Raw genomic sequence first — 25,438 nt, forward strand, 5'->3', positions numbered from 1 at the left:
AAGCTAGGCACTTTCGCCGTTGCGGACAATGCCGGGCGGAGCAGTGGGGAACCATTTCAGGCCATCCCGGTCAATTCCCGGGCGATCCGGGCGCCCAGGCGTGCGTTGTTCAGCACGAGCGCGGCGTTGGCTTCGAGCGTGCGCCCGTCGGTCAGCTCGAGCAGGCGGGCGAGCAGGGCAGGGGTCACCGCCTTGCCGGTCACCCCGCGCGCCGCGATCTCGGCGGCCGCCCGAGCGATGAGGGGCGCGATCTCCTCGGCGGGGATTTCCGCCTCATCCGGCACCGGGTTGGCCACGAGCTGCCCGCCGGCGAGGCCGAGCGCGGCGCGCGTCCGGTGCGCGCGGGCGATCGCGGCGGGATCGTCCATGCGCAGCGGCGCGGAGAGGCCCGACCGGCGCGACCAGAAGGCCGGAAACTCGTCCTGGCCCACGGCGATCACCGGCACGCCCAGGGTTTCGAGCACCTCCAGCGTGGTCGGCAGATCGAGGATCGCCTTCGCGCCGGCGGCCACGACGGTCACCGGGGTTTGCGCCAGTTCCTGCAGGTCGGCGGAAATGTCGAGGCTGCTCTCCCACCCCCGGTGGACGCCGCCGATGCCCCCCGTGGCGAAGACGGCGATGCCCGCCCGGGCCGCGGCGATCATGGTGGCCGCGACCGTCGTCGCGCCGGTGCCGCCGGTGGCCATGCAGGCCGCAAGATCGGCGCGCGAGAGCTTGGCCACCCCCTCCGACCGGGCGAGCCGGGCAAGCTCTGCGTCCGACAGCCCGACCCTGAGCCGGCCGTCCAGCACGGCGACGGTTGCGGGCACCGCGCCTTCCGCGCGCACCGTCGCCTCGACCTCGCGCGCGAGGGAGAGGTTGCGGGGACGCGGCAGCCCATGGGTCACGATCGTGCTTTCGAGCGCGACGACCGGGCGGCGGGCGTCCAGCGCCGCGGCCACCTCGGGGGCGATGTCGGGATGTCTCACAGCGGTGTCTCCCCGGCAACGTGAAGGGCGGCCGCCCCGAGCGCGCGGTCCAGCGCCGCCGCGTCGTCCGCGCCCGCGCGCTCGGCCGCGATATGCGCGGCCATGAAGGCGTCCCCCGCCCCGGTGACGCGGGTGACCATCACCGCGGGCGGGGATGCGACGACGACCGCCTCCGCCGACGCGGCGCAGGCGGGCCGCGCCCCGTCGGTCACGACGACGCGCCGCGCGCCGCGCGCGACCAGCCGCAGCGCGGCCTCTTCGGCCGATGCGAAGGCGCGTCCGTCCAGGATCTCCGCCTCGCTGCGGTTGAGGTAAAGCGCCGCGCCGCCATGGGACAGGAAGGGCAGGAGGCGCTCGGCCTTGCCGGGCGAGGCGGGCGCCACGCGAAGATCGGCCGCGGCGAAGGCGGGGTCGGTGGCGATGCGTTCCAGAAGCGCCTGCGTCAGGTTGCCGTCGAGCGCCACCATGCCGGACCAGGGCGCCTCTGCGCGCCCGAGCGGCCCGGCGAGAAGCGGGCGCAGGATCTTGTCGCCCGCGGCCTCGAGCGAGTGCGCATCCGCGATGGCCGCAACGAGGCCGTTCGCGCCCTCGATCGCCATGTAGCGATCGGTGGGCAGATCGTCGGAGCGGTAGACATGCTGCGTCTCGAGGCCGAGCGCCGCGCATTCGGCGATCAGCGCATCGCCTTCCGGATCCCGGCCCACCGCGCTCAGCAGCGCCGGGCGCAGCCCCAGCCGGGCCAGCGTCGCCGCGATGTTGAGCGCCACGCCGCCCGGCACCCGGGCGATCCGTCCGGGAAGGTCGGACCCCGGCGCCATGTGGCTTGCCGTGCGGCCGATCACGTCCCAGAGGACGGAGCCGATGCAAAGGATGTCGGGACGCGCGGCGCTCATGGCCGGTCTATTGGCCCATGGCGCATTCCCGCGCAAGCACGCGGTGGCCCCTTGCGCGACGCGCCGCGAGGGGGTATGTGCGCGGCGTCAAATCCCGCAGGCAGGGGCCGGGCGGGCAGGGGAGACATCCCTGCGCGTCCACCGGTTGGGGCAGATGCCCTGAATTGCCGCTGCCCAGGACAAACCGGAAAGGAATGAAGACATGGCTCTTCCCGAGTTCTCCATGCGTCAGCTGCTCGAGTCTGGCGTGCATTTCGGCCACCAGACCCAGCGCTGGAACCCGCGCATGGCGCCGTTCATCTACGGGGCCCGCAACGGCATCCACATCGTCGACCTGACGCAGACGGTCCCGATGCTCGACGCGGCGCTCAACGCGATCCGCGAGACGGTGGCCAAGAACGGCCGCGTGCTTTTCGTGGGCACCAAGCGCCAGGCGCAGCGCCCGATCGCCGAAGCGGCCGAGAAATGCGCCCAGTATTACATGAACCACCGCTGGCTCGGCGGCACGCTGACCAACTGGCAGACCGTCAGCCGGTCGATCCAGCGCCTGAAATCCATCGACGAGCAGGCCGAGGGTGGCTTCGAGGGCCTGACCAAGAAAGAGCGCCTCGGCATGGAGCGCGAGCAGCAGAAGCTCAACGACTCGCTCGGCGGCATCCGCGAGATGGGCGGCGTGCCCGACATGCTTTTCGTCATCGACGTGAAGAAGGAAGCGCTCGCCGTGGCCGAGGCCAACAAGCTCGGCATCCCGGTCGTCGCGGTCGTGGACACCAACTGCTCGCCCGACGGCGTGGATTACATCATCCCGGGCAACGACGACGCCGCCCGCGCCATCTCGCTCTACTGCGACCTGGTGAGCCGCGCGGCGCTCGACGGGATGTCGGCCCAGCTTGGCGCCGCGGGCGTCGATGTGGGCGCGCTCGCCGAGGCGCCGGCGGAAGAGGCGCTGGCCGAGGCCGGCGAGGACAGCGCGCCGGCAGGCCAGCAGCCCGCGGAAAGCTGAGGCGCGCGCCGCCCGCCCGCAGGGCACAGTGTCGCAAGACTGATACAGGGCGCGGGTATCGCGCCCTGAACCGGATATGAGCAAGGAGAAGCCGACATGGCAATCACCGCTTCCCAGGTGAAAGAACTGCGCGAGATGACCGGCGCAGGCATGATGGACGCCAAGAAGGCGCTGACCGAGACGGGCGGCGACATGGAGCAGGCGATCGACTGGCTGCGCACCAAGGGTCTTGCCAAGGCCGCGAAGAAGTCCGGCCGCACCGCCGCCGAAGGGCTCGTGGCCGTCAAGGTCGCCGATGGCAAGGGCGTCGCGGTGGAGGTGAACTCCGAAACCGACTTCGTCGCGAAGAACGCCGAATTCCAGGACTTCGTCGGCAAGGTGGCCGAGGCCGCGCTCGACGCGCCGGATATCGACGCGCTGGCGTCGGCCGACCTTGGCGGCAAGACCGTGGCCGAGACGCTCACGGACAAGATCGCCACCATCGGCGAGAACATGACTCTGCGCCGGATGGCCAAGGTCGAGGGCCCGGTGGTCGTGTCCTATGTCCACAACGCCGCCGCGGACGGCATGGGCAAGATCGGCGTGCTCGTGGCCCTTTCCGGCGGTGACGAGGCTTTCGGCCGCCAGGTCGCGATGCACATCGCCGCCGCGTCGCCCCAGGCGCTGAATGCCGACGAGCTCGACCCGGCGCTGGTGGAGCGCGAGCGCACCGTGCTGAGCGAGCAGGCCCGCGAATCCGGCAAGCCCGAGCAGGTGATCGAGAAGATGATCGAGGGGCGCATGAAGAAGTTCCTCGGCGAGGTGACGCTTCTCGGCCAGGCCTTCGTCATCGATCCCGACAAGACCGTCGAAGAGGCCGCGACGGATGCCGGCGCGGAGATCCTCGGCTACCTCCGCCTCGAAGTGGGCGAGGGGATCGAGAAGAAGGAAGAGGATTTCGCCGCCGAGGTCGCGAAGGCCGCGCAGGGCTGAACGCAACCGTCCATCGGATCGAGCGTCTTCAGGGTGGGTGCGGGCAGCCGCGCCCACCTTTTTTCATGCCGCGAAAAGAGCCTGCCATTCCAGCGATGTCGACAGGTGGAAGCGGCGCCGCCATCCGGCACCGCTTCCGGGTGCTGCCCCCTGAAACGGGGATGAAGCGAGGACAGCTCCCACAGGCCGTGTCCGGGCCTTTCGTGCGCCCGGTGTATCGGTAACTGATGCCCCGGCCTTCGGAGGGCGCGCCATCCCCGGTGAACGGGTGGTGGCGCGCCTCCGTCGGTGTGATCCTACCGGATCCAACTCGTCCCGAACGCCCTCACAGTGCGCCATCGGGGCGCCGCAGCATAGTCGGGAAAACCTGACCTTGCGTCGGCCGCACCGGAAAATCGCTCGGAATCAGAATCTTGCCGCTCAGGCTTCCAGCACGAACATCTGGTTCTGGAACGCGGCCTTGAGGACGGCCTGCGCGGTCGTCTCGACGTCGAGCGCCTCGCGGGCCAGACGCAGGTGCTTTTCCACGGTCGCGGGCGTCAGGCCGAGGATCTGCGCGATGTCCTGGATGGTCTTGCCGTCGCCCACCCATTCGAGGACTTCCCGCTGGCGCCGGGTCAGGCTGCGGCCGGGCGCCGTGCGGGGCAGGGTGAGGATCTTCAGATGCGCGACGTTGTTCATCACCAGGATGTCGTCGCCGTGCTCCCGCCAGATCGCATCGACCTCGGACTGCGTCATGCCGGACCGGGCCGTCAGCGCGATCGCGCCCTTGGACCGCTGCGTGATGGCCTTGAAGCTGATCGAATATCCCGCCGTGACGCCCATGGACCGGTTGAACTCGAGAACGCGGCGTTCCTGCGGGCTCAGGGCCGAGCGATCGATCATCTCGGCGAGGATCGACCAGCTGCACGCGCCTTCGTTCTCCAGCGCCCAGCGAACCATGGGCGCGTGGAAATAGAGGCCTTCGCCGACGAAGACATCCGTATAGGCGCGGGCGTGGTTGGTGAGAAGGATGAAGTCGGCCGGATCGCCAAGCGATGCGCCCGAGCGGTAATAGGTGAAACCGTAAAGCAGCCGGTCGAAGCCGTATTCGGCCATCTTGCTGCTGTGCAACTCCCAGAGATTCTCGACGCTGGGGCTGTTCAGGATCCTGGTGAGATGCTCGCGGATCATCCGGTCGCTCCCTCGATATGCGCCGCCAGCGCGTCGAGGGCGAGCAGGTAGCCCAGCGGGCCGAACCCGGAGATCTGGCCGATCGCGACCGGCGCGATGTGCGAGCGGTGCCGGAAGCGTTCGCGCGCGTGGATGTTCGACAGATGGACCTCGACCGTGGGCAGGGCCACGGAGGCGATCGCGTCGCGCAGCGCGATAGAGGTGTGGGTATAGGCGCCGGCGTTCAGGACAATGCCGGCGCAATCGGACCGCGCGTCATGTATCGCGTCCACCAGCGCGCCTTCGTGGTTGGATTGGCGCGCGGTGAGATCGAAGCCCAGACCGGCCGCGCGCTCCGCACAGCGTGCCTCGATCTGCGGCAGGGTATCGGCGCCGTAGATCTCGGGTTGGCGCGTGCCCAGCAGGTTGAGGTTCGGCCCGTTCAGAAGAAGAATTCTGCTCATCGAATGCAACTATCCATCATCCGTCAGCCAAAGAGAACCAGAAAACCTTGGCGATCACATGGCTTTGTTCGGATTTCTATATTTAACATAATATATATTATGCGCCATATCCTGATACGCCGTCAGGCGCCCCTCAGGCGCTGCCAGGCATGCACGAGGCGCGCCCCCGTCTCGTAATAGAGGCTTCGCGTCAGGGTCGCGCTTTCGCCGTAGCGCGCCACCGGCGTGATCGGCAGCGCGCTTTCGTTCCCGTCGAGCAGCGCCCGCGCCGCGGCCTGCCCGAAAAGCGTGCCCGGCGCGATGCCGCGCCCGGAATAACCGAAGACGGCGAGCGCGCCCCGAGCGGGACGCAGGATGCGCGGGACGTGATCCTCGGTCACCGCGATCCAGCCCGACCAGGCGTGATCGAACGCTGCGCCCGACAGCGCGGGGAAAAGCCGGGCGAGCTTCGCGCGGGCCCAGCCGTGGTGCAGCGCCCTGCCCCCACGCTCCGGCAGCCCCATCGCGCCGAGGATCAGCCGCCCCGAGGCGTCGCGGCGGAACGAGGTCATCACGAGGCCGGTATCCCAGCATCCTTCGCCGCCGGGCAAGAGCGCGGCGCCCTCTGCCGCGCCCAGCGGCGCGGTGGCGAGCTGGAAGTAGCTGAGCCGCGCGGTCCGCGGCACGGCCATGCCGGGAAATGGCACATGGTAGGCATTGGTGGCCACCAGTAGCCGCGGGGCGACCGCCTTGCCCGCCGCCGTCCGGACATGCCAGGAACCGTTTTGTTTATTCAAGGAAATGACTTGCGCGTTTTCGTGAATGAGCGCGCCACGGTCTCGCGCCGCGCGTGCAAGGCCCCTGGCATAGGCCAGCGGCTGCACCGTCCCGGCGCGCGGGTCGTGCAGCGCGCCCGCCAGCCCGGACGCGCCGGTGCGCGCGGCGGTGTCCTCGGCCCCGATCAGGCGCACCGGCGCGCCCACGGCGTGCAGCTGTCCCGCGCGGCGCCGCAGCTCGGCCAGCCCGGCTGGCGCGTGGGCGCAATGCAGCGTTCCGGCGCGGACGGGCTCGCAGGCGATCCCGTGGCGCTCCGCCAGGCCGAAAACGAGCTCAGGCGCACCGGCGAGCGCCGCGTTGAGCCTTGCGCCGGCCTCCGCCCCGAGCGTGTCCATCACGTCCTGCGGCGGCAGCCAGAGGCCCGCGTTCACCAGCCCGACATTGCGGCCCGACCCGCCGTGACCGATGCGCGCTGCCTCGAGCAGCACGACACGCGCGCCCTGCCCCGCAGCCCACAACGCGGCCGCCGCGCCGGTGAAGCCGCCGCCGATGATCGCGAGATCGGCCTCGACCTCCGCCTGAAGGGGCGGCGCGTCGAGCGCCGGCTCGCCCGCGGTCTCTTCCCAGAGATTGCCCAAGAGTCTTCCCGTCCGGATGCGTGGCGCGGCGAGTGAACCCGATGATCACCGGGCGCTCAACCCCCTTCGGCGTGATCGCCTAGGTCCGGGACGCGTCGGGAAAGCCCGGCAAGCCGTTCCGGCGCGGGGAAAAATCGCGCTTGCCGGCTCAGCCGAGCGCGTATCCCGCGCCGCGCACCGTGCGCAGCGGATCCGGCCCGCCATGCTGGCAGAGCGCCTTGCGCAGCCGCCCGATATGCACGTCGACCGTGCGGGTGTCGACGTAGATGTCCCGCCCCCAGACCCGGTCGAGAAGCTGTTCGCGCGTCCAGACGCGGCCTGGCTTTTCCATGAAGGTCGTGAGCAGGCGGAATTCGGTCGGGCCCAGCTTCAGGGGCTTGTCGTCGCGGAAGACCTTGTGCGTCTCGGAATCGAGGAGGATGTCCTCGAAGACCAGTTGCTGGCCCACCGTGGCCGGGCGCGTGCGCCGCAACTGCGCGCGCACCCGCGCCATGAGTTCGATCACCGAATAGGGCTTGATGACATAGTCGTCCGCCCCGGTTTCCAGCCCGCGCACGCGGTCCACCTCCTCGGAGCGGGCCGACAGCATGATGACCGGCACGGCGCGCGTCTCGGGACGCGATTTCAGGCGGCGGCAGACCTCGATGCCGGAGACGTTGGGCAGCATCCAGTCCAGCACGATGATGTCGGGCGACTGCTCCTCGACGACGAGAAGCGCCTCCTCGCCATTCGCGGCGCGGGCGACGCGGAAGCCCTCGGCCTCCAGATTGTAGGACAGAACCTCGCGCTGCGCGGGTTCGTCCTCGACCACCAGCACCATCGGTTGATCGGCGTGCATGGTCTCAATCCCCGGCCTCGTCGTCGTCGGCGTCGTCTCCGGGCGTGGGCGAGAATTTCGGATCGACCGAGGTGCGGTCGGCCTTGGGCCGGAGCTCTTCGGGCATCTCGCCCGTCACGAGGAAAACCACCTGCTCGGCGATTCCGGTGACGTGATCGCCCATGCGCTCGATGTTCTTGGCGATGAAATGCAGGTGCATGCAGGCGGTGATGTTGCGCGGGTCCTCCATCATGAAGGTCAGGAACTCGCGGAAAAGCGCGTTGTACATCTGATCGACGTCGCGGTCCCGGGCGATCACGTCCTCGGCGAGCGCGGCATCGCGCTGGATGTAGGCGTCGAGCGCGTCCTTGAGCATCAGTTCCACCTCGCGCGCCATGCGGCGCAGCGCCGAGGCGGCGCCGTCGATGCTGTGCATCTGCAGGAGCACGGTGGTGCGCTTGGCCATGTTTTTCGACAAATCGCCGATCCGCTCGAGGTTGCCGGCGATCTTCATCACCGACAGGATGACGCGCAGATCCACCGCGGTGGGGGCGCGCAACGCGATCAGGCGCGCGGACTCGTCGTTTATCTGTTCCTCGAGCGCGTCGATGGCGACGTCGCCTTCGCGCACCTCGTCGGCCATTTCCTCATCCCGCGCTTCCAGCGCGTTGGCGGCGCTCATGATGGCGGCCTCGACAAGGCCGCCCATCTTCATGATCCGCGCCTGGATCGTCTCGAGATCGCGGTCAAAGACCGACGCGATGTGGGGACCTTCCAGCATGCTCATGGGGTTATCCGATCCGTCCGGTGATGTAGCTTTCGGTCCGGGGATCTTCGGGATTGGTGAAGATCTTGCCCGTCTCGCCATATTCAACGAGATTGCCCAGGTGGAAGAAGGCCGTCTTCTGGCTCACGCGGGCGGCCTGCTGCATCGAGTGCGTCACGATCACCACCGAGTAGTCCCGGCGCAGCTCCTCGATGAGTTCCTCGACCTGACCCGTGGCGATGGGATCGAGGGCCGAACAGGGCTCGTCCATCAGCAGCACTTCGGGCTCTGTCGCCACGGCGCGCGCGATGCACAGGCGCTGCTGCTGGCCGCCCGAGAGACCGGTGCCCGGCGCGTCGAGCCGGTCCTTGGCCTCGTCCCATAGCGCGGCGCGGCGCAGCGACCGCTCGACTATCTCGTCGAGATCGGCCTTGGTGGTCGCAAGGCCGTGGATCTTGGGCCCGTAGGCCACGTTGTCGTAGATCGACTTCGGGAACGGGTTGGGCTTCTGGAACACCATGCCGACGCGGGCGCGCAACTGCACCGGGTCGATATCGGGATCGTAGATATCCTCTCCGTCGAGCCGGATGTCCCCTTCCACGCGCGCCACGTCGATGGTGTCGTTCATCCGGTTCAGGCAGCGCAGGAAGGTGGACTTGCCGCAGCCCGAGGGGCCGATGAAGGCGGTCACCGTCTTGTCCTCGATGTCCACGTCCACGTCCTTGATGGCGTGCGTGGAGCCATAGAAGACCTGGACGTCGCGGGCCGCGATCTTGATCTCGTGGGTTTCCTGCACGTCGGAATGTCTCGGTGTGGGTGCGTCGTACATGGCCATGGGTCCTGTCACCACTTCCGCTCGAACTTGTTGCGGAGATAAATTGCGATCGCATTCATGAAAATGAGAAATGTCAGCAGCACGAGGATCGCCGCCGAGGTGCGGCTGACGAAGCCCCGCTCCGGGCTGTCGGCCCAGATGAAGATCTGCGTGGGCAGCGCGGTGGCGCTGTCGAAGGGCGATGTGGGCGCCGAGGTGATGAAGGCGTTCATCCCGATCAGCAGAAGCGGCGCCGTCTCGCCCAGGGCCTGCGCCAGCCCGATGATCGTGCCCGTCAGGATGCCCGGCATGGCAAGCGGCAGGACGTGCTGGAAGACGACCTGGTGCTTCGAGGCGCCCACGCCGAGCGCCGCCTCGCGGATCGAGGGCGGCACCGCCTTCAGTGCCGCACGGGTCGCGATGATGATCGTCGGCAGCGTCATCAGCGCCAGCGTCAGGCCGCCCACGAAGGGGGCCGAGCGCGGCAGGCCGAACCAGTTGATGAAGACGGCGAGCGCGAGCAGGCCGAACACCACCGAGGGCACCGCGGCGAGGTTGTTGATGTTGACCTCGATGAAGTCGCTGACGCGGTTCTTCGGCGCGAATTCCTCCAGATAGATCGCCGCGCCGATGCCCAGCGGGAAGGAAATCAGGAAACAGGTGAGCAGCGCCCAGAAGGAACCGACCAGCGCGCCCTTCAGCCCCGCGAGTTCGGGGAAGCGCGAGTCGGCATTGGTGATCAGTCCGGTATTGAGGGGTTTCGACACCATCCCCAGCTCGTCCAGCCGGTCGAACCGCTCGATCGCGGCGTCGTCGAGCCGCCGGTTCGCCTCGGGCGTGTCGCGCTTCACCAGGCCCTTGGCGAGCTGGTCGTAGGGGTCCGAGACCGGCACGTTCAACGTGATCGTCTCTCCGATCAGCGACGGGTCGGCCACGATCCTGTCCCGCAGGGTGAACTGTGCCCCGTTCGACAGGATCGACGAGACCTCGCGGGCCGCCACGCGGTCCGACATGTCCACGTCGGGGAAATACTGCCCCATGGAGTCGCTCAGCACGTCCCGGAACCCCCCGCGGGGCAGGTTGTCCTCGCTGATCTCGTCGGGGTCCACATAGACCTCGAGCTCGACATGCGTCTGGGTGAACGCCTGGTAGCCCGTGCTGACGAGAGAGCCGATCAGGATCACCAGCATCAGCATCGCGAAGGAGATCGCGGCGATACCGAGCCCCTGCAGGATGAGCTGCTTGCGGTTGCGCCGCGAGAGGCTCTTGCGCACCGCATCCGTGGTGGCGTTGATCGGGCGCGGGCCGGCGCCGCTGTCAGGCGTTGTGTCGGTCATGGGTGCGCGGGCCTCAGTCGTAGATTTCACGATACTTGCGGACGATCCGCAAGGCGAGGACGTTGATCAGCAGCGTCGCGACGAAGAGCACCATGCCCAGCGCGAAGGCCGCCAGCGTCTTGGGGTTGTCGAAGGCCGTGTCGCCGATCAGCAGTGTGACGATCTGCACCGTCACCGCGGTCACGCTGTCGAGCGGGTTGATCGTCATCTTCGCGATCAGGCCCGCGGCCATCACCACGATCATCGTCTCGCCGATGGCGCGGCTGACGGCCAGAAGCACACCGCCCACGATGCCGGGGATCGCGGCGGGAAAGAGCACGTTCAGCATCGTCTCCGCACGCGTCGCCCCCAGGGCGAGCGAGCCGTCACGCAGGCTTTGCGGCACCGCCGAAAGCGCGTCGTCGGCGAAGGACGAGATGAACGGGATCAGCATGATGCCCATCACGCTGCCCGCCGCCAACGCGGTGTTGGGCGAAACGTCGAGGCCGAGGTTCTGCCCGAACGTGCGCAGCGCGGGGGCCACGACGAGGATGGCGAAGAAGCCGTAGACCACCGTGGGCACGCCCGCCAGGATCTCGAGCACCGGCTTTACCGTGCGGCGCACCCGATGCGGCGCGAATTCGTTGAGGTAGATGCCCGTCAGCAGGCCGACGGGGACCGCGACCGTCAACGCCACGGTCGCGATCACGATCGTGCCGAGGAAGACCGGGATCGCGCCGAAGGCGCCCTCGGCCGCGATCTGGTCTTCGCGGATCGGGATCTGCGGCTCCCAGTTGATCCCGAACAGGAACTCGGTGAAGGGGACCATCGAGAAGAACTTGGCCGTTTCGAACGCCAGCGCGGCGACGATGCCCACGGTGGTGAAGATCGCCACCGTCGAACAGAAGATCATCAGCCCCGAGGTGATGCGCTCCACCCGCTGCCGGGCGCGGAAGCCGGGAGACACGCTGCGGCGGGCGTAGATCATCAACGCGATCGATCCCGTGGCGACGATGATCACGAGCAGCCAGTCGCTGAGCGCGTGAAGGCGCAAGAGCCTGTCGGCGGCGGCGAATTTCCAGTCCTCCGGCGTGCCGAACACGTTATCTCGGCTGATCGACTTGATCTCGGCGAGAATGAGCTGGATCGCGCCAGTCCCCAGATCGTCGAGCGTGCCCTCCGGCAAACCGGACATCACCAGGCTGTCGATGACCGGCCCCTCGAGCGCGAGCCAGAAAAGCAGCACGACCAGCACCGGAACCACGATCAGCAGGGCGGAAAACAGGCCGTGGAAGTTTTCCAGCGAATGCAGGCGCGTGCCGCCCGCGCGGATCGCGCGCGCCGCCTGCCGGTTGAGCAGATACCCGACGATGGTCGCCGCGAGGAGGATGACAAAGGCCGCGAGGGTCATGGCGAGACTTTCGTCTTGAGACGGAATGACCCGCCCGGGCCTTTGCCCGGGCGGGTCGTGGAGAAGCCGGAATTATTCCGGCGCTTCCATGGACTTGCCGTTCAGAACGGCGTCCTGAACCTCGGCACGGCGCGCATCGCCGAGAGCGACCATGCCACGCTCGGTCAGGTAGCCGCCGGGCGCCATGGCGTCTTCGGACATGTACTCTGCGATGAACTCGTTCAGACCCGGGATCACGCCGCGATGCGCGTTCTTGACATAGAAGAACAGCGGGCGCGAGATCGGGTAGGCACCGTCGGCGATGGTGTCCGGGTCGGGGTCGACACCATCGATCGAGACCGGCTTCAGGGTATCCAGGTTCTCGAACAGGAACGAGTAGCCGAAGATGCCCATCGCGTTCTGGTCGGAGTTCAGGCGCTGAACGATCAGGTTGTCGTTCTCGCCGGCTTCGATGAAGGGACCATCGGTACGCATGCGCGCGCAGTTCTCTTCGGCCCAGTCGCCGTCGTGGTTCTGCGCGACGTAGTCCAGCTCGAGGCAGCCTTCGACCATCGCCAGCTCGACGAAGGCGTCACGGGTGCCGGAGGTCGGCGGCGGGCCGAGGACGACGATTTCGATGTCGGGCAGGCGCGAATCGATTTCGGACCAGGTGCTGTAGGGGTTCTCGGCCCACTCTCCGTCAACCGGCACCTCGGCGGCCAGCGCCAGGTAGATCTCGGACAGCGAAAGATCCCAGTCGTAGTCGTTGGCGTTCGAGATGGCGATCGACAGGCCGTCGGAGCCGATATTGGCCTGCGTGATGTCGGTCACGCCGTTTTCCTGGCAGAGTTCCCATTCGGACATCTTCATCGCGCGCGATGCGCCGGTGATATCCGGATGCTGCTCGCCGATGCCGGCGCAGAAGATCTGCATGCCACCGCCCGTGCCGGTCGATTCGACGATCGGGGACGGAAACTCGGTTGCGTTTGCGAACTGCTCCGACACCGCCTGGGTGTAGGGGAACACGGTGGACGAGCCGACGATGCGGATTTCGTCGCGCGCGGCGGCAGCGGTCGCGGAAACGGCAGCGATCGCCAGGGAAGAGGCGGTCAGTTTCACGAAATTCATGGATAAGCTCCTGATATCGGGTTTCAGGACGCGCATCACGCATCCTTGAGCGCCACCTACGTTCGCCCCGCAATGCTTTTGTGACAGGTAGGTAACGGTTTTATGACACCTTCGATTTGTCGGCGTTCCGCGCGGCCCTGACGTCACGGCAGCGCCACTGCGCGAGGGTCAGTCGAACGGCAAGATCACCCTGAAACGGCTTCCCTGCCCCGGCGTGCTTTCGATTCGCAGCCGGCCGCGGTGGCGATTCAGGATGTGTTTCACGATGGCGAGGCCAAGCCCCGTGCCGCCCATCTCGCGCGAGCGGTGATTGTCCACCCGGTAGAACCGCTCGGTCAGGCGCGGCAGGTGAAGCTCGTCGATCCCCGGGCCGGTGTCGGCCACGGTCACCTCGACGCCGGGCACGCGCAGCCTCGGCTCATGCGCGGTGCGGTCGAGGCGCACCGTCACCTCGCAGCCCCGGCCGCCATACTTGATCGCGTTCTCCACAAGGTTCGTGAAGACCTGGCGAAGCTGGTCCTCGTCCCCCGGCACGGTGATGTCCCCGGCCTCCGCCGGAAGATCGGCGTGCAGCGTCACCTCCGCCTCCTCCGCGAGCGGCGCGAGCCCGCGCAGCGTGGAGCGCAGAAGATCCGGCAGCGCGACGCGATCGGCGGGCCGCATCCGCTCGTCCGCCTCCACCCGGCTCAGCGACAGAAGATCGCCCACGAGGCGGTTCATGCGTCCGGCTTCGGCCTCCATGATCTCCAGGAACCGCTCGCGCGCGGCGGCATCATCGCGCGCGGGCCCTCGCAGCGTCTCTATGAAGCCCAGCAGCGCGGTCAGGGGGGTGCGCAGCTCGTGGCTGACATTCGCTACGAAGTCGCGCCGGATCTGGCCCGCCATCTCGAGATGCGTCACGTCCTCGAAGACCACCAGCAGCCCCGGCGCCTCGCCCGGGCGGAAGAGCGCGGGCGCGAGGCTCACGCGGAACATCACGTCCTGCCCGCGCTCGTTGGCGACGAACTGCGCGATCCGCCGCTTCCGATCGGCAAGGCAGGCCTCGATCGCGTCCAGAAGCTGGGGCTGGCGCAGCGCGGTGGCGAAATGGCGCCCCTCGATCCCGTCGCCCAGCAGGTTGAGCGCGGGGGCGTTGGCGGCGACGATGCGCGCCTCGCGCGCGATTGCCACCGCCGGCATCGGCAGCGCATCGACCATCGAGGAGATCACGGCGTCAGGCATAGGGACAGGACAGTTCCGCGCGGCACACGCGCCCTTGATCGGGCGGGCGAAGCCTTGCCGACGCCCGCCCGAAAGTAAAGCCGGCGCCCCGTCAGGCCGCCGCGCGCCGCGCGGCGTCGGCTGCGGCGGCAAGCGCTCCGGTCAGCGCATCCGGCTCCTCGAGCCCGACCGAAAGGCGGAACGTGCCCTCGGAAATCCCGAGCGCGGCGCGCGCTTCCGGGCCGAGCCCCCGATGGGAGGAGGAGGCGGGATGCGAAAGCGTGCTGCCCACGTCGCCCAGCGTCGGCGCGAAGGCGATCCCGTCGGCCGCGCGCACGAAGGCGTTCGCGGCGGCGCGTCCGCCCTCGATCTCGAAGGTGACCATGTTGCAAAAGCGCGCGCCGAGGAGCGCCCGCGCGCGCGCCGCGTCCGGATGATCGTCCCGGCCCGGATAGATCACCCGGCGCACGCCCGGCATCGCGGCCAGCGCGTCCGCGACCGCGGCCGCCGTCGCCTCCGCCCGGTCGAAGCGCAGCGGGAAGGTGGCAAGGCCCCGCTCGGCCAGCCAGCAGTCGAAGGGGCTCGCCGTCATGCCCGCCGTGACCGCGAAGGCCTCCATGCGCCGCAGAAGCGCCGCGTCGCGTGCGCCCACCCAGCCGAGCGTGGCGTCGGAGTGGCCCGACAGCAGTTTGGTCACCGACTGGATCACGATGTCGGCGCCGTGCTTGGCGGGCCGGATCGCGCGCGGCGTGGTGAAGGTGTTGTCCACCGCCAGCAGGATGCCGCGCGCCCTCGCGAGCCGCGTGATGCCTTCGAGGTCCGCCACGCGCAGCGTCGGGTTCGAGACGACCTCGATCAGGATCATCCGCGTCTCGGGCCTCAGCGCGGCTTCGACCGCCGCCGCGTCGCCCGCGTCGACGAAGCCCGTCGCGATCCCCAGCCGGGGCAGGTCCTCGGACAAGAGCCGAAGCGAGCGGCCGTAAAGCTGGTCGCCCCCGAGGACGTGGTCGCCGGCGCCGAGAAGGCCCAGAAGCGCGGCGCTCACCGCCGCCATGCCCGAGCCCACGGTGACGCCCGCGCCCACCCCTTCCATCGCCGCGATCCGCCGCGCCAGCGCTGCCGCGTTCGGGTGCCCCTCGCGGGCATAGGCGAACCCTTCGCGCCGCCCTTCGTACTGGGCGTCCAGCGCGTCGGGGTCCTCCGTTTCGTAGACGACGGAGGGCATGATGGGGGCGCCCACCGGGGCGCTTTCCCCGCCCGCGAGCGGCTCGGGGCGGATCAGGGTCGGTTTGGGATCGCGCATGGCATCTGTCTCCTGTCGGCGCGGGGCGCCGTCTGTCTCGGATCGGGCAGCCCCCTGCCCCGGCGGTCCGTCAGATCCGGGTGAGCCGCTCGCGGTAGCGGCGCATGTTCTCCTGGTAGTGAAGGGCCGAGGCCCGCAGGCCGGCGATGGCCTGATCGTCGAGCGCGCGCACCACCTTGCCGGGCGCGCCCATCACCAGGCTGCCGTCGGGGATCTCCTTGCCCTCGGTCACCAGCGCGCCCGCGCCGATCAGGCAGTCGCGGCCGATGCGCGCGCCGTTCAGCACGATCGCGCCCATCCCGATCAGCGTGTTCTCCCCGATCGTGCAGCCATGCAGCATCACCTTGTGGCCGATCGTGCAGCCCGCCCCGATGGTGAGCGGATAGCCCATGTCGGTATGGCAGACGCAGTTCTCCTGCACGTTCGAGCCGGCGCCGACGGTGATCGGTTCGTTGTCGCCCCGCAGCGTGCACCCGAACCAGACGGAGGCGGCATCCTCCACGATGACCTTGCCGATCAGGTTGGCGTCGGGCGCGACCCATGCATCGGCGGCGATCTGCGGCGCGTGGCCGTCGAGAGAGTAGAGTGTCATCGGCGCTCCTCGAATTCCGACTGCAAGCGGCGCACATGATCCGTGAGCCCGGGCTGCTGCGTGCGGCGCAGCCGTGTCGCGGTCACGATGGTGCGCAGCTTTTCCTCGGTCGCGTCAAGATCGTCGTTGACCAGCACGAAGTCGTAGCCGTCCCAGTGGCTGATCTCGTCCCAGCTTTTCTGCATCCGCCCCGCGATGGTGTCGTGGGAATCCTTGCCGCGGCTTTCGAGCCGCCGGCGCAGCTCGGCGATGGAGGGCGGCAGCAGGAAGATGGACAGCGTGTGCTGGCCGAGCCCCGAGTTGCGGATCTGCTGCGCGCCCTGCCAGTCGATGTCGAAGAGCACGTCCTTGCCTTCCGCGATCGCGGCCTCCACGGGGGCGCGCGGAGAGCCGTAGAAGTTCCCGAAGACATGCGCGTGCTCCAGCATCCCGCCCTCGGCGACATCGGACTTGAAGTCGCGCTCGGACAGGAAATGATAGTCCTGCCCGTCGACCTCTCCCTCGCGGGGCGGGCGCGTGGTTGCCGAGACGGAGAAGATGATCGACGGATCCCAGGCGCGCAGGCGCCGGGCGAGGGTGGACTTGCCCGCACCCGAGGGCGAGGAGAGGATGATCAGAAGGCCGCGCCGGTCGTCCATGTCGTTCACTCCACGTTCTGGACCTGCTCGCGCATCCGGTCGATCACCGCCTTCAGTTCGAGCCCGATGCGGGTGAGGTCCGGGTGACCCGACTTGGAGCAGACGGTGTTCGCCTCTCGGTTGAATTCCTGCGTCAGGAAATCCAGCCGGCGGCCGGCGGGCGCGTCCTCGTCCAGAAGGGCGCGCGCCGCGGCCACATGGGCGCGCAGGCGGTCGAGTTCCTCGGTGATGTCCGCCTTGACCGCGAGGAGCGCGAGCTCCTGCGCGACGCGCCCCTCGTCCACATCCACCGCCTCGGCGACGCGGGCGAGCGCGTCCTTCAGGCCGCGCGCCGCGTCCTCGCGCCGGGCTTCGGCCGCGCCCGCGGCGGCCTCCGTCAGCCGCGCGATCTCGTCGATCTCCCGGCGCAACACCGTCTCGAGCTCCCGCCCCTCGGCCGCGCGCATCGCCAGGAAGGCGTCCAGCACCGCCTCGAAATCGGCCAGCAGGGTCTGGCGCAGCCCGGGCCCGGCGCTTTCCGGCGCGGGCTCGGCCATCACGCCGCGCAGGGCGAGGACCTGGGCGGCGTTCGCGGGTGCGAGGTCGACGCCCGTCTCCCGCGCCCGCGCCTCCACCTCGGCCAGCGCGGCGAGCGCCGCGTCGAGGCGCGCCGCGTCGAGCGCGGGGGCCGCCGCCCGGCCCGGCGCAGGCGCGATCCGAAGCGCGAGCGTCACGCTGCCCCGGGCCATGGCGGCCGAAAGACGGGCGCGCAGCGCGGGCTCCAGCCCCTCGATCCAGTCGGGCACGCGCAGGCGCAGGTCGAGCCCGCGCGCGTTCACGCCGCGAAGCTCCCAGGTCCATTCCTGGCCCTCGCCCGCGCCCCGCCCCGTGGCGAAGCCTGTCATGGAGCGTATCATCCACCCCTCCTGCCCGTCCTGCGCCGGAGCTACGGCAATTCGGTGCCCGGGAGCAACCCCGTCCGGACGGCGGCGACGGGTGCGCCGCGAAGGGGTTAACCAATCGAGTCAAATTTGCAGGGAATTTTCGTCGAAACATGGCATGTTAAGGTTCTGGAAACCTTTATGACCACAAGCTTACCGGAACGCTGGCGGCGCTCCGGACGACCGTGGAGGAGCCATGCCGGGCGACGACTGCAAGACGGGCGACGTGATCTCGATGGAGCGTTTTCTCGCGGCAAGACGGTTTCGGGCGGGCGGGATCGTCGAAAGCTACTGGCAGGCCCTGCGCGGGCCTCGTGTCATGCCCGCCCGGGCCGAGATCGACCCGCGCGGCATCGAGGACGCCCTCGATTACGCCTTCATCGGAGAACGCATCGCACCGGGCCATGTCCGGCTTCGCGTGGCCGGCAGCCATCTGAGCGACCTCATGGGCATGGAGGTGCGCGGCATGCCGCTGTCGAGCTTCTTCTCGGCCGCTGCCCGGCCCGCCCTGGTCGACGTCCTCGCGCGCGTGCTGGACACGCCGGCCATGGCAACCGTCACGCTGGTGTCCGCCGCCGGGTTCGGGCGGCCCCGGCTCGACGCGCAGCTCAGGCTGCTGCCCCTCGAAAGCGACCTCGGAGAGCCGAGCCGCGTGCTCGGCAGCCTGGAGGCCGATGGCGGGATCGGCCGCGCGCCCCGGCGCTTCGACATCGCCGACACCGAGCTGGAGCCGCTTCTGGGGGGAACGCCCCTGCCCCGCGAGGGCGATCCCGCGCCCGCCGCGCCGGACGCGTGGACCGAAGCCGCCCCGCCGGATGCGGACGGTCACGGCCTGTCGGAAGACGCGGGCGCCTACACCCCGCCGCCGCGCCGCCACGGCGCACCGCATCTGCGGCTCGTCAAGACAGAGCGCGAGGACTGAGAGCGGGCCGGCGCGGGCACCCAAGGCCGCGTCAGACCGCGCGCACGCGCTCCGGGTCGCGCAGGCGGGTCAGCTCCTCGGAGACGAGGAAGGCCAGTTCGAGCGACTGGCTCGCGTTCAGCCGCGGATCGCAGGCGGTGTGATAACGGGAAGACAGATCACTTTCCGTCACCGCGCGCACGCCGCCCGTGCACTCCGTCACGTCCTGGCCCGTCATCTCGAAATGCACCCCGCCGGGGACGGTGCCTTCGGTCGCGTGCACGCCAAAGAACTCCCGCACTTCGCGCAGCACCGCGTCGAAGGGGCGCGTCTTGTAGCCCGAGGCCGACTTGATGGTGTTGCCGTGCATCGGGTCGCAAACCCAGAGTACCTTGGCGCCCTCTTCCTCCACCGTCCGGACGAGGCGCGGCAGGTGCTCGCCCACCTTGCCCGCGCCGAAGCGCGCGATCAGCGTCAGCTTGCCGGGTTCGTTCTCGGGGTTGAGCGTCCACAGGAGCCGCTTGAGATCGTCGTCGGTCATCGTCGGGCCGCACTTGAGCCCGACCGGGTTCAGCACGCCGCGCGCGAACTCGACATGCGCGCCGTCGGGCTGGCGGGTGCGGTCGCCGATCCAGATCATGTGGCCGGAGCCGGCAAGCCAGTTGCCGGAGGTCGAATCCTGGCGGCAGAGCGCCTCCTCGTATTCCAGCAGCAGCGCCTCGTGGCTGGTGTAGAAATCCACCGTGTGCAGCGTGTGCGCCTGGTCGCTGCTCACGCCCGCGGCGCTCATGAAATCGAGCGCGTCGGAAATCCTGGCGGCCATATCGCGGTATTTCGCGGACTTCTCCGACTCCGTGAAGCCAAGGGTCCACTGGTGCACCTGGTGCACGTCCGCGTAGCCGCCGGTCGAGAAGGCGCGCAACAGGTTCAGCGTGGCCGCGGCCTGCGTGTAGGCCTGAAGCATCTTCTGCGGATCGGGCACCCGCGCCTCGGGCGTGAAGGCAAGCTCGTTGACGATGTCACCGCGGTAGGAGGGCAGCTCCACCCCGTCCTGCACCTCGACCGGCGCGGAGCGCGGCTTGGCGAACTGGCCGGCCATCCGGCCCACCTTCACCACCGGCACACGCGCGGCATAAGTCAGCACGACGGCCATCTGCAGCATCACCTTGAAGGTGTCGCGGATGAGATCGGCGCTGAACTGCTCGAAGCTCTCGGCGCAGTCGCCGCCTTGGAGCAGGAACGCCTCGCCGCGGGCCGCGGCGCCGAGCTGGGCCTTCAGGCGCCGCGCCTCTCCCGCGAAGACGAGCGGCGGATATTTCGCGAGCTGCGCCTCCACCGCGGCCAGCGCCTCGGGATCGGTGTAGTCGGGCATCTGCACCCGGGGCTTCTCGCGCCAGCCGGATTTCCGCCAGTCCGCCATGGTCTCTCTCCACGTCGCTTGCATCGCAGTTGGGGATACTTACATGCCCGGTGACACCAAGGCCAGTGACGAAATCCGGCGGGCCTCTCTTGACGCTCGCTCGCGAAACCGGCCAATTGGACCGACGAACGCGACAGTCGCTGTCGCGCCAGCCAACCAGCCGAAGCGCCATCATGCAGACGTCCCGCCAAATAGTTGCGATTGAAACCGTTCCCGCGAAACCGCGGCGGTTCGTCTTCGTCCCGCTCGAGAATTTCTCGCTGCACTGTTTTTCCTCGGCGGTGGACTGCCTGCGCATCGCCAACCGCATGGCCAACCGAACGCTCTACAGCTGGAAGGTGATCGGCGAAGGTGGAGAGGCGGTGACCTGCTCGGCCGGCATCAGCTTCCGGCTCGAGGGCGATCTGGAGGAACTCTCGCGCGACGACACCGTGATGATCTGCGGCGGCCTCGACGTGCGCGACGCGACGACACGGCGGCTGCTCAACTGGTTGCGCCGGGAGGCGCGCAAGGGCCTGCCCGTAGGCGGGCTCTGCACGGCGAGCTACACGCTCGCCACGGCGGGGCTTCTCGATGGCAAGCGCGCCACGATCCACTGGGAGAACCAGGACAGCTTCGCCGAGGAGTTCGACGAGGTCGCGCTCACGAAGTCGATCTTCGTGATCGACGGCAACCGCATGACGACGGCGGGCGGCACCGCGTCCATCGACCTGATGCTCAAGCTCATCGCCAACGATCACGGCGAGGAACTGGCCAACGCGGTCGCGGACCAGCTGATCTACTCCTCGATCCGCACCGATCAGGACACCCCGCGCCTGTCGATCCCCACCAGGATCGGCGTGCGCCACCCCAAGCTCAGCCAGGTCATCCAGATGATGGAGGCCAACATCGAGGAGCCGATCAGCCCCGCGCTCCTCGCGCGCGAGGTCGGCATGTCGACCCGGCAGCTCGAGCGGCTGTTCCGGCGCTACCTCAATCGCTCGCCCAAGCGCTACTACATGGAATTGCGCCTCCAGAAGGCGCGCAACCTGCTGATGCAGACCGACATGAGCGTGATCAACGTGGCGCTGGCCTGCGGTTTCGCCTCGCCCTCGCATTTCTCGAAATGCTACCGGGCGCATTACGACACCACGCCCTACCGCGAGCGCGGCACCCACGCGGCGCGCCTGTCGATCTGAAACCGTTGAGGCGCGTGCCCGGCACGCACCCTTGCCGGGATCACTCCCCCGGCGCGGGCGTCATGCGGTAGATGGCGCCGTTCGCCTCGGAAATGAACCAGATCGCGCCGTCGGGGCCTTCGGTCACGTCGCGGACGCGCCGCGTCTGGGGCGTGGCGATGCGCTCCGCCTCGGCGGGTGGGCGGCCGCCCACCCGCACCAGGAAGTCCGAATTGAGCGAGCCCGCGAAGATGTGCCCGCGCCATTCCGGCCAGAGCGCGCCGGAATAGATGGCCATGCCCGACGGCGCGATGGAGGGATCCCAGTAGAATTCGGGCTGTTCCATGCCCGGCTTCGACGTGCCCTCGCCGATCTTCGCGCCCGAGTAATGCCGCCCGTAGGAAATCACCGGCCAGCCGTAATTGGCGCCGGGTTCGATGCGGTTGATCTCGTCCCCGCCACGCGCGCCGTGCTCGTGCACCCAGAGAGTGCCGTCGAGGTCGAGCGACGCGCCTTGCGGGTTCCGGTGGCCATAGGACCAGATCTCGGGCTGCGCGCCCTCGACCGAGACGAACGGGTTGTCGGCCGGAATGCTGCCGTCGCGCGCGATGCGGAGGACCGAGCCGTTCTCGACGGACAGATCCTGGGCCGAGGGCCGGTCCCCCCGATCGCCCACGGTCACGAAGATGTGCCCGTCGGTCGCCTCGACGAGACGCGAACCGAAATGCCGCCCGCCGCTGCTGCCCGGCGTAAGCTCGAACAGCGTCCGCACGTCCTCGAGCCGCGTGCCGTCCTCGGAAAGCCGCCCGGCGCCCACGGCCGTGCCCGCGCCGCCCCGCTGCGGCGCCGCGTAGGTGAAAAGAAGCTCGCGCGTCTGGGCGAAATCACGCGGCACCATCACGTCGAGGAGCCCGCCCTGCCCCGTCACCGCGATCTCCGGCAGGCCCGTCACCTCGCGGCGGGTTCCGTCCGCACCGATGATCCAGAGCCGCCCCTCGCGCTCGCTCACCACGAACGCGCCGCCCGGCAGGAAATCGAATGACCAGGGCGTTGCGAACCCGTCCGCCACGAGGGTGATGTCGGCGGGGCCGGCCGCGGTGTCGGTGCGTTCCGCACCGGCATGGGCCGCGAGGCCCAGAGCGAGGGCGAGGGAAAGGGCGATTGTCCGACGCATGGGAGCCTCCTGTCCTGCCCGCGAGGATATAGGCGCGCCCGGCGCCGGGACCAACCGGTCGTCGCGGCGGCGGGCGCCTCGCCGATCCCGCTTTCCTTTTGGTTTCAGGGTCCCTAGATTGCGCGCGGACAAACTGGTCCAGCAAGGGAGACGGACATGAAAAAGCTTGTGATGGCGACGGCCGCCGCGGCGCTGGCCGCGGGCGCGGCTGCAGCCGAGGATGTTCCGATCGGCGTGATCCTGGGCTTCACCGGGCCGATCGAATCGCTCACCCCTCACATGGCGGAAAGCGCCGAATTGGCGATGACCGAGGTCAACGAGAGCGGCGCCTTCCTCGGCGGCCACACCCTCGTGCCGGTGCGCGCGGACTCGACCTGCATCGACAGCGCCGCCGCCACCGCCGCGGCAGAGCGCCTCATCACCACCGACGGCGTGGTGGCGATCATGGGCGCCGATTGTTCGGGCGTGACCGGCGCGATCCTGTCCAACGTGGCCGTGGCCAACGGCATCCCGATGGTCTCGCCCTCGGCCACCTCGCCCGCGCTTTCCACGGCGGAAGACAACGGCCTGTTCTTCCGCACCGCGCCCTCCGACGCGCGGCAGGGCCAGGTCCTCGCCGACATTCTGGCCGACAAGGACATCACCGAGGTCGCGGTCACCTACACCAACAACGATTACGGCAAGGGCCTCGCCGACGCCTTCGCCGCGGCCTTCGAGGAGGCGGGCGGCACCATCACGCTGGCCGCGCCCCACGAGGACGGCAAGGCCGACTACTCGGCCGAGGTGGGGGCGCTCGCCTCCGCGGGCGGCGAGGTGCTCGCGGTGCTGGGCTACGCCGACCAGGGCGGCAAGGGCGTGATCCAGGCCGCGCTCGACTCGGGTGCCTTCGACACCTTCATGATGGGCGACGGCATGTTCGCCGACAGCCTGATGGACGATCTCGGCCGGGACATGGAAGGTTCCTTCGGCGCGGTGCCGTGGGCCGAGGGCGAGGGCACCGAAGCCTTCAACGCGATCACCGAGGCCGCGGGCATCAACGGCGAAAGCTCCTTCACCCGCGAATCCTACGACGCCGCGGCGCTCATCGCGCTGGCCATGCAGGCCGGCGGCGCGGCGACCGCCGAGGCCGTGGCCGCGAACCTGATGGATGTGGCCAACGCACCGGGCGAGCCGATCCTGCCCGGCGAGCTGGCCAAGGGTCTGCAGATCCTGGCCGACGGCGGCGAGGTGGACTATGTCGGCGCGTCGGCGGTGGAGCTGATCGGCCCCGGCGAGGCCGCGGGCACCTACCGCGAATACACCGTGACCGACGGCGATTACGAAACGGTACAGTTCCGCTGAGCCGAAAAGCCTGATAACCGGACGGACAGCCCGGGAGCCTCCGCTTCCGGGCTGTTCCAATAACGCGAGAGCCGCGACCGCGCGGCCGGAGGGGCACCTCCCATGATCAAGGTCGAGAACCTGCACAAGCACTTCGGCGGCTTTCACGCCGTCGACGGCGCGTCGCTGGGGATCCGCCCGGGGTCCATCACCGGGCTCATCGGGCCGAACGGGGCCGGAAAGACCACCCTTTTCAATGTGATCGCAGGCGTTCTTTCTCCGACGTCCGGGCGCGTGACGATGGACGGCGAGGACATCACCGGGCTGCCGCCGCATGTCCTTTTCCACAAGGGGCTTCTGCGCACCTTCCAGATCGCCCACGAGTTCCATTCCATGACCGTGCGCGAGAACCTGATGATGGTGCCGGGCGGGCAGTCGGGCGAGGCGCTCTGGAACACCTGGTTCCGTCGCGGCCGCATCGCCGCGGAAGAGCGTGCGCTGCGCGAAAAGGCCGACGAGGTACTCGCCTTCCTGACGATCGACCACCTCGCCGACGAGCGCGCGGGCAACCTGTCCGGCGGGCAGAAGAAGCTTCTCGAGCTCGGCCGCACGATGATGGTTGAGGCGAAGATCGTCTTCCTCGACGAGGTAGGGGCCGGCGTGAACCGCACGCTTCTCAACACCATCGCCGACGCGATCGAGCGGCTGAACGCCGAGCGCGGCTATACCTTCGTGGTGATCGAGCACGACATGGATTTCATCGGCCGCATCTGCGAGCCGGTCATCTGCATGGCAGAGGGCAAGGTGCTGGCAGAGGGCACGCTCGACGAGATCAAGGCCGACGAGCGGGTGATCGAGGCCTACCTGGGCACCGGCCTCAAGAACAAGGCCGCCGCGGGGGCGCAGGCATGAGCGGCGCGGGCTATGACGGACGCGGCAACCGCGACCGCTCGATCACGAAGACTGCCGAGCCCGTCGGTTCGGACGTGGCCGACAACCGTGGCGCCACCCCGGTCCACAGCCGCGACGCCTTCCTGATCGGGGACGGGATGACCGGCGGCTACGGGCGCGGCGCGGACATCCTGCACGACTGCACCATCTCCGTGGACAAGGGCCAGATCGCGGTGATCGTGGGCCCCAACGGCGCGGGCAAGTCCACCGCGATGAAGGCCGTCTTCGGGATGCTTGACATCCACACGGGCTCCGTCCGGCTCGACGGCGAGGACATCACGCGGCTGACGCCGCAGGCGCGGGTGCGCCGGGGCATGGGCTTCGTGCCGCAGAACGCCAACATCTTCACCTCGATGACCGTGGAAGAGAACCTGGAGATGGGTGCCTTCATCCGCACGGACGACTATTCGGGCACCATGGAACAGGTCTACGAGCTTTTCCCCATCCTGAAGGAGAAGCGCCGCCAGCCCGCCGGAGAGCTCTCGGGCGGGCAGCGCCAGCAGGTCGCGGTGGGCCGCGCGCTCATGACCGAGCCCAAGGTGCTGATGCTCGACGAGCCCACGGCGGGCGTCTCGCCCATCGTGATGGACGAGCTCTTCGACCGCATCATCGAGGTGGCGCGCACCGGGATCAGCATCCTGATGGTGGAGCAGAACGCCCGCCAGGCGCTCGCCATCGCCGATCGCGGCTACGTGCTGGTGCAGGGCCGGAACGCCTATACCGGGACCGGCGAGGAGCTTCTCGCCGATCCCGAGGTGCGGCGCAGTTTCCTGGGGGGCTGAACG

The 25,438-nt window shown here is 69.0% G+C and carries 25 protein-coding genes; 7 read left to right on the forward strand and 18 right to left on the reverse strand.

The annotated features are described in order from the left end of the window. Nucleotides 1-56: 56 nt before the first annotated feature. The gene (locus AB6A66_RS07615; protein ID WP_371055423.1) at nt 57-968 is read right to left on the reverse strand and encodes a pseudouridine-5'-phosphate glycosidase; all 912 of its coding nucleotides are present in this window, start codon (nt 966-968) and stop codon (nt 57-59) included. Next, nucleotides 965-1,861, reverse strand: a complete 897-nt coding sequence (locus AB6A66_RS07620; protein ID WP_371055424.1) for a PfkB family carbohydrate kinase — start codon at nt 1,859-1,861, stop codon at nt 965-967. The genes AB6A66_RS07615 and AB6A66_RS07620 overlap by 4 nt, the downstream gene beginning before the upstream one ends. A gap of 202 nt (nt 1,862-2,063) precedes the next feature. On the opposite strand from AB6A66_RS07620, the gene rpsB reads away from it, so the two are divergent. Then, complete coding sequence (gene rpsB / locus AB6A66_RS07625) at nt 2,064-2,864, forward strand: 30S ribosomal protein S2 (protein ID WP_371038395.1); 801 nt, start codon at nt 2,064-2,066, stop codon at nt 2,862-2,864. A 96-nt stretch (nt 2,865-2,960) separates the two neighbouring features. Next, nucleotides 2,961-3,836 (forward strand): translation elongation factor Ts, encoded by an 876-nt coding sequence (gene tsf, locus AB6A66_RS07630; protein ID WP_371038396.1) that lies wholly within the window; start codon nt 2,961-2,963, stop codon nt 3,834-3,836. 420 nt (nt 3,837-4,256) lie between these two features. On the opposite strand, the gene AB6A66_RS07635 is transcribed toward tsf, so the two are convergent. The 14 genes from AB6A66_RS07635 to AB6A66_RS07700 all read right to left on the reverse strand — a co-directional run bounded on the left by AB6A66_RS07635 (nt 4,257) and on the right by AB6A66_RS07700 (nt 17,706). Next, nucleotides 4,257-5,009: a LuxR family transcriptional regulator gene (locus tag AB6A66_RS07635; RefSeq protein ID WP_371055425.1), complete on the reverse strand. Its 753-nt coding sequence runs from the start codon at nt 5,007-5,009 to the stop codon at nt 4,257-4,259. Next, nucleotides 5,006-5,452, reverse strand: a complete 447-nt coding sequence (aroQ, locus tag AB6A66_RS07640) for a type II 3-dehydroquinate dehydratase (protein ID WP_371055426.1) — start codon at nt 5,450-5,452, stop codon at nt 5,006-5,008. The genes AB6A66_RS07635 and aroQ overlap by 4 nt, the downstream gene beginning before the upstream one ends. Nucleotides 5,453-5,574: 122 nt before the next feature. Then, nucleotides 5,575-6,846, reverse strand: a complete 1,272-nt coding sequence (locus tag AB6A66_RS07645; protein WP_371055427.1) for an NAD(P)/FAD-dependent oxidoreductase — start codon at nt 6,844-6,846, stop codon at nt 5,575-5,577. A 148-nt stretch (nt 6,847-6,994) separates the two neighbouring features. Then, nucleotides 6,995-7,684 (reverse strand): phosphate regulon transcriptional regulator PhoB, encoded by a 690-nt coding sequence (phoB, locus tag AB6A66_RS07650; protein ID WP_371038400.1) that lies wholly within the window; start codon nt 7,682-7,684, stop codon nt 6,995-6,997. Between the two features lie 4 nt (nt 7,685-7,688). Continuing rightward, nucleotides 7,689-8,444: a phosphate signaling complex protein PhoU gene (gene phoU / locus AB6A66_RS07655; RefSeq protein WP_371055530.1), complete on the reverse strand. Its 756-nt coding sequence runs from the start codon at nt 8,442-8,444 to the stop codon at nt 7,689-7,691. 10 nt (nt 8,445-8,454) lie between these two features. After that, on the reverse strand, nt 8,455-9,258 hold the full coding sequence (gene pstB / locus AB6A66_RS07660) for a phosphate ABC transporter ATP-binding protein PstB (protein WP_371055428.1): 804 nt from the start codon (nt 9,256-9,258) through the stop codon (nt 8,455-8,457). Nucleotides 9,259-9,272: 14 nt separating this feature from the next. Next, entirely contained in the window at nt 9,273-10,580 is a 1,308-nt protein-coding gene (gene pstA / locus AB6A66_RS07665; protein ID WP_371055429.1) for a phosphate ABC transporter permease PstA, read from the reverse strand. 13 nt (nt 10,581-10,593) lie between these two features. Then, entirely contained in the window at nt 10,594-11,970 is a 1,377-nt protein-coding gene (gene pstC / locus AB6A66_RS07670) for a phosphate ABC transporter permease subunit PstC (protein ID WP_371055430.1), read from the reverse strand. 72 nt (nt 11,971-12,042) lie between these two features. Then, nucleotides 12,043-13,077, reverse strand: coding sequence for a substrate-binding domain-containing protein (locus AB6A66_RS07675; protein WP_371055431.1), 1,035 nt, complete (start codon nt 13,075-13,077; stop codon nt 12,043-12,045). 168 nt (nt 13,078-13,245) lie between these two features. Beyond that, nucleotides 13,246-14,298, reverse strand: a complete 1,053-nt coding sequence (locus AB6A66_RS07680; RefSeq protein WP_371055432.1) for an ATP-binding protein — start codon at nt 14,296-14,298, stop codon at nt 13,246-13,248. A 91-nt stretch (nt 14,299-14,389) separates the two neighbouring features. Next, entirely contained in the window at nt 14,390-15,580 is a 1,191-nt protein-coding gene (locus tag AB6A66_RS07685) for a PLP-dependent aspartate aminotransferase family protein (protein WP_371055433.1), read from the reverse strand. A gap of 70 nt (nt 15,581-15,650) precedes the next feature. After that, a complete protein-coding gene (locus AB6A66_RS07690) occupies nt 15,651-16,172 on the reverse strand; it encodes a gamma carbonic anhydrase family protein (RefSeq protein ID WP_371055434.1) in 522 nt (173 codons plus the stop codon). After that, nucleotides 16,169-16,810 (reverse strand): guanylate kinase, encoded by a 642-nt coding sequence (gene gmk, locus AB6A66_RS07695; RefSeq protein ID WP_371038408.1) that lies wholly within the window; start codon nt 16,808-16,810, stop codon nt 16,169-16,171. The genes AB6A66_RS07690 and gmk overlap by 4 nt, the downstream gene beginning before the upstream one ends. 5 nt (nt 16,811-16,815) lie before the next feature. Further along, nucleotides 16,816-17,706, reverse strand: coding sequence for a YicC/YloC family endoribonuclease (locus AB6A66_RS07700; RefSeq protein WP_371055435.1), 891 nt, complete (start codon nt 17,704-17,706; stop codon nt 16,816-16,818). 220 nt (nt 17,707-17,926) lie between these two features. On the opposite strand from AB6A66_RS07700, the gene AB6A66_RS07705 reads away from it, so the two are divergent. Beyond that, complete coding sequence (locus tag AB6A66_RS07705; RefSeq protein WP_371055436.1) at nt 17,927-18,652, forward strand: PAS domain-containing protein; 726 nt, start codon at nt 17,927-17,929, stop codon at nt 18,650-18,652. A 31-nt stretch (nt 18,653-18,683) separates the two neighbouring features. On the opposite strand, the gene AB6A66_RS07710 is transcribed toward AB6A66_RS07705, so the two are convergent. Then, nucleotides 18,684-20,051, reverse strand: a complete 1,368-nt coding sequence (locus AB6A66_RS07710) for a class II 3-deoxy-7-phosphoheptulonate synthase (protein ID WP_371055437.1) — start codon at nt 20,049-20,051, stop codon at nt 18,684-18,686. Between the two features lie 173 nt (nt 20,052-20,224). Here AB6A66_RS07710 and AB6A66_RS07715 point away from each other — a divergent pair, with 173 nt between their 5' ends. After that, nucleotides 20,225-21,229 (forward strand): GlxA family transcriptional regulator, encoded by a 1,005-nt coding sequence (locus AB6A66_RS07715; RefSeq protein WP_371038412.1) that lies wholly within the window; start codon nt 20,225-20,227, stop codon nt 21,227-21,229. Nucleotides 21,230-21,269: 40 nt separating this feature from the next. Here AB6A66_RS07715 and AB6A66_RS07720 read toward each other — a convergent pair whose 3' ends face one another. After that, entirely contained in the window at nt 21,270-22,382 is a 1,113-nt protein-coding gene (locus tag AB6A66_RS07720; protein WP_371055438.1) for a PQQ-dependent sugar dehydrogenase, read from the reverse strand. A 156-nt stretch (nt 22,383-22,538) separates the two neighbouring features. Between AB6A66_RS07720 and AB6A66_RS07725 the strand changes: the two genes are divergently transcribed. The 3 genes from AB6A66_RS07725 (at nt 22,539) to AB6A66_RS07735 (ending at nt 25,435) form a co-directional block, all read left to right on the forward strand. Further along, entirely contained in the window at nt 22,539-23,723 is a 1,185-nt protein-coding gene (locus AB6A66_RS07725) for an ABC transporter substrate-binding protein (RefSeq protein WP_371055439.1), read from the forward strand. A 102-nt stretch (nt 23,724-23,825) separates the two neighbouring features. Then, complete coding sequence (locus AB6A66_RS07730) at nt 23,826-24,614, forward strand: ABC transporter ATP-binding protein (RefSeq protein WP_371055440.1); 789 nt, start codon at nt 23,826-23,828, stop codon at nt 24,612-24,614. Beyond that, nucleotides 24,611-25,435, forward strand: a complete 825-nt coding sequence (locus AB6A66_RS07735) for an ABC transporter ATP-binding protein (protein WP_371038416.1) — start codon at nt 24,611-24,613, stop codon at nt 25,433-25,435. The genes AB6A66_RS07730 and AB6A66_RS07735 overlap by 4 nt, the downstream gene beginning before the upstream one ends. Nucleotides 25,436-25,438 lie beyond the last annotated feature (3 nt).

The sequence above is a fragment of the Rhodosalinus sp. K401 genome (assembly GCF_041365735.1).
GTDB lineage: Bacteria > Pseudomonadota > Alphaproteobacteria > Rhodobacterales > Rhodobacteraceae > Rhodosalinus.

What these genes read in the sequence shown, in the direction of transcription:
- AB6A66_RS07620 (WP_371055424.1), bottom strand. Translation starts at nt 1,861, where the DNA reads ATGAGCGCCGCGCGTCCCGACATCCTTTGCATCGGCTCCGTCCTCTGG.
- rpsB (WP_371038395.1), top strand. Translation starts at nt 2,064, where the DNA reads ATGGCTCTTCCCGAGTTCTCCATGCGTCAGCTGCTCGAGTCTGGCGTG.
- tsf (WP_371038396.1), top strand. Translation starts at nt 2,961, where the DNA reads ATGGCAATCACCGCTTCCCAGGTGAAAGAACTGCGCGAGATGACCGGC.
- AB6A66_RS07635 (WP_371055425.1), bottom strand. Translation starts at nt 5,009, where the DNA reads ATGATCCGCGAGCATCTCACCAGGATCCTGAACAGCCCCAGCGTCGAG.
- aroQ (WP_371055426.1), bottom strand. Translation starts at nt 5,452, where the DNA reads ATGAGCAGAATTCTTCTTCTGAACGGGCCGAACCTCAACCTGCTGGGC.
- phoB (WP_371038400.1), bottom strand. Translation starts at nt 7,684, where the DNA reads ATGCACGCCGATCAACCGATGGTGCTGGTGGTCGAGGACGAACCCGCG.
- phoU (WP_371055530.1), bottom strand. Translation starts at nt 8,444, where the DNA reads ATGCTGGAAGGTCCCCACATCGCGTCGGTCTTTGACCGCGATCTCGAG.
- pstB (WP_371055428.1), bottom strand. Translation starts at nt 9,258, where the DNA reads ATGTACGACGCACCCACACCGAGACATTCCGACGTGCAGGAAACCCAC.
- pstA (WP_371055429.1), bottom strand. Translation starts at nt 10,580, where the DNA reads ATGACCGACACAACGCCTGACAGCGGCGCCGGCCCGCGCCCGATCAAC.
- pstC (WP_371055430.1), bottom strand. Translation starts at nt 11,970, where the DNA reads ATGACCCTCGCGGCCTTTGTCATCCTCCTCGCGGCGACCATCGTCGGG.
- AB6A66_RS07675 (WP_371055431.1), bottom strand. Translation starts at nt 13,077, where the DNA reads ATGAATTTCGTGAAACTGACCGCCTCTTCCCTGGCGATCGCTGCCGTT.
- AB6A66_RS07680 (WP_371055432.1), bottom strand. Translation starts at nt 14,298, where the DNA reads ATGCCTGACGCCGTGATCTCCTCGATGGTCGATGCGCTGCCGATGCCG.
- AB6A66_RS07685 (WP_371055433.1), bottom strand. Translation starts at nt 15,580, where the DNA reads ATGCGCGATCCCAAACCGACCCTGATCCGCCCCGAGCCGCTCGCGGGC.
- AB6A66_RS07690 (WP_371055434.1), bottom strand. Translation starts at nt 16,172, where the DNA reads ATGACACTCTACTCTCTCGACGGCCACGCGCCGCAGATCGCCGCCGAT.
- gmk (WP_371038408.1), bottom strand. Translation starts at nt 16,810, where the DNA reads ATGGACGACCGGCGCGGCCTTCTGATCATCCTCTCCTCGCCCTCGGGT.
- AB6A66_RS07700 (WP_371055435.1), bottom strand. Translation starts at nt 17,706, where the DNA reads ATGATACGCTCCATGACAGGCTTCGCCACGGGGCGGGGCGCGGGCGAG.
- AB6A66_RS07705 (WP_371055436.1), top strand. Translation starts at nt 17,927, where the DNA reads ATGCCGGGCGACGACTGCAAGACGGGCGACGTGATCTCGATGGAGCGT.
- AB6A66_RS07710 (WP_371055437.1), bottom strand. Translation starts at nt 20,051, where the DNA reads ATGGCGGACTGGCGGAAATCCGGCTGGCGCGAGAAGCCCCGGGTGCAG.
- AB6A66_RS07715 (WP_371038412.1), top strand. Translation starts at nt 20,225, where the DNA reads ATGCAGACGTCCCGCCAAATAGTTGCGATTGAAACCGTTCCCGCGAAA.
- AB6A66_RS07720 (WP_371055438.1), bottom strand. Translation starts at nt 22,382, where the DNA reads ATGCGTCGGACAATCGCCCTTTCCCTCGCCCTCGCTCTGGGCCTCGCG.
- AB6A66_RS07725 (WP_371055439.1), top strand. Translation starts at nt 22,539, where the DNA reads ATGAAAAAGCTTGTGATGGCGACGGCCGCCGCGGCGCTGGCCGCGGGC.
- AB6A66_RS07730 (WP_371055440.1), top strand. Translation starts at nt 23,826, where the DNA reads ATGATCAAGGTCGAGAACCTGCACAAGCACTTCGGCGGCTTTCACGCC.
- AB6A66_RS07735 (WP_371038416.1), top strand. Translation starts at nt 24,611, where the DNA reads ATGAGCGGCGCGGGCTATGACGGACGCGGCAACCGCGACCGCTCGATC.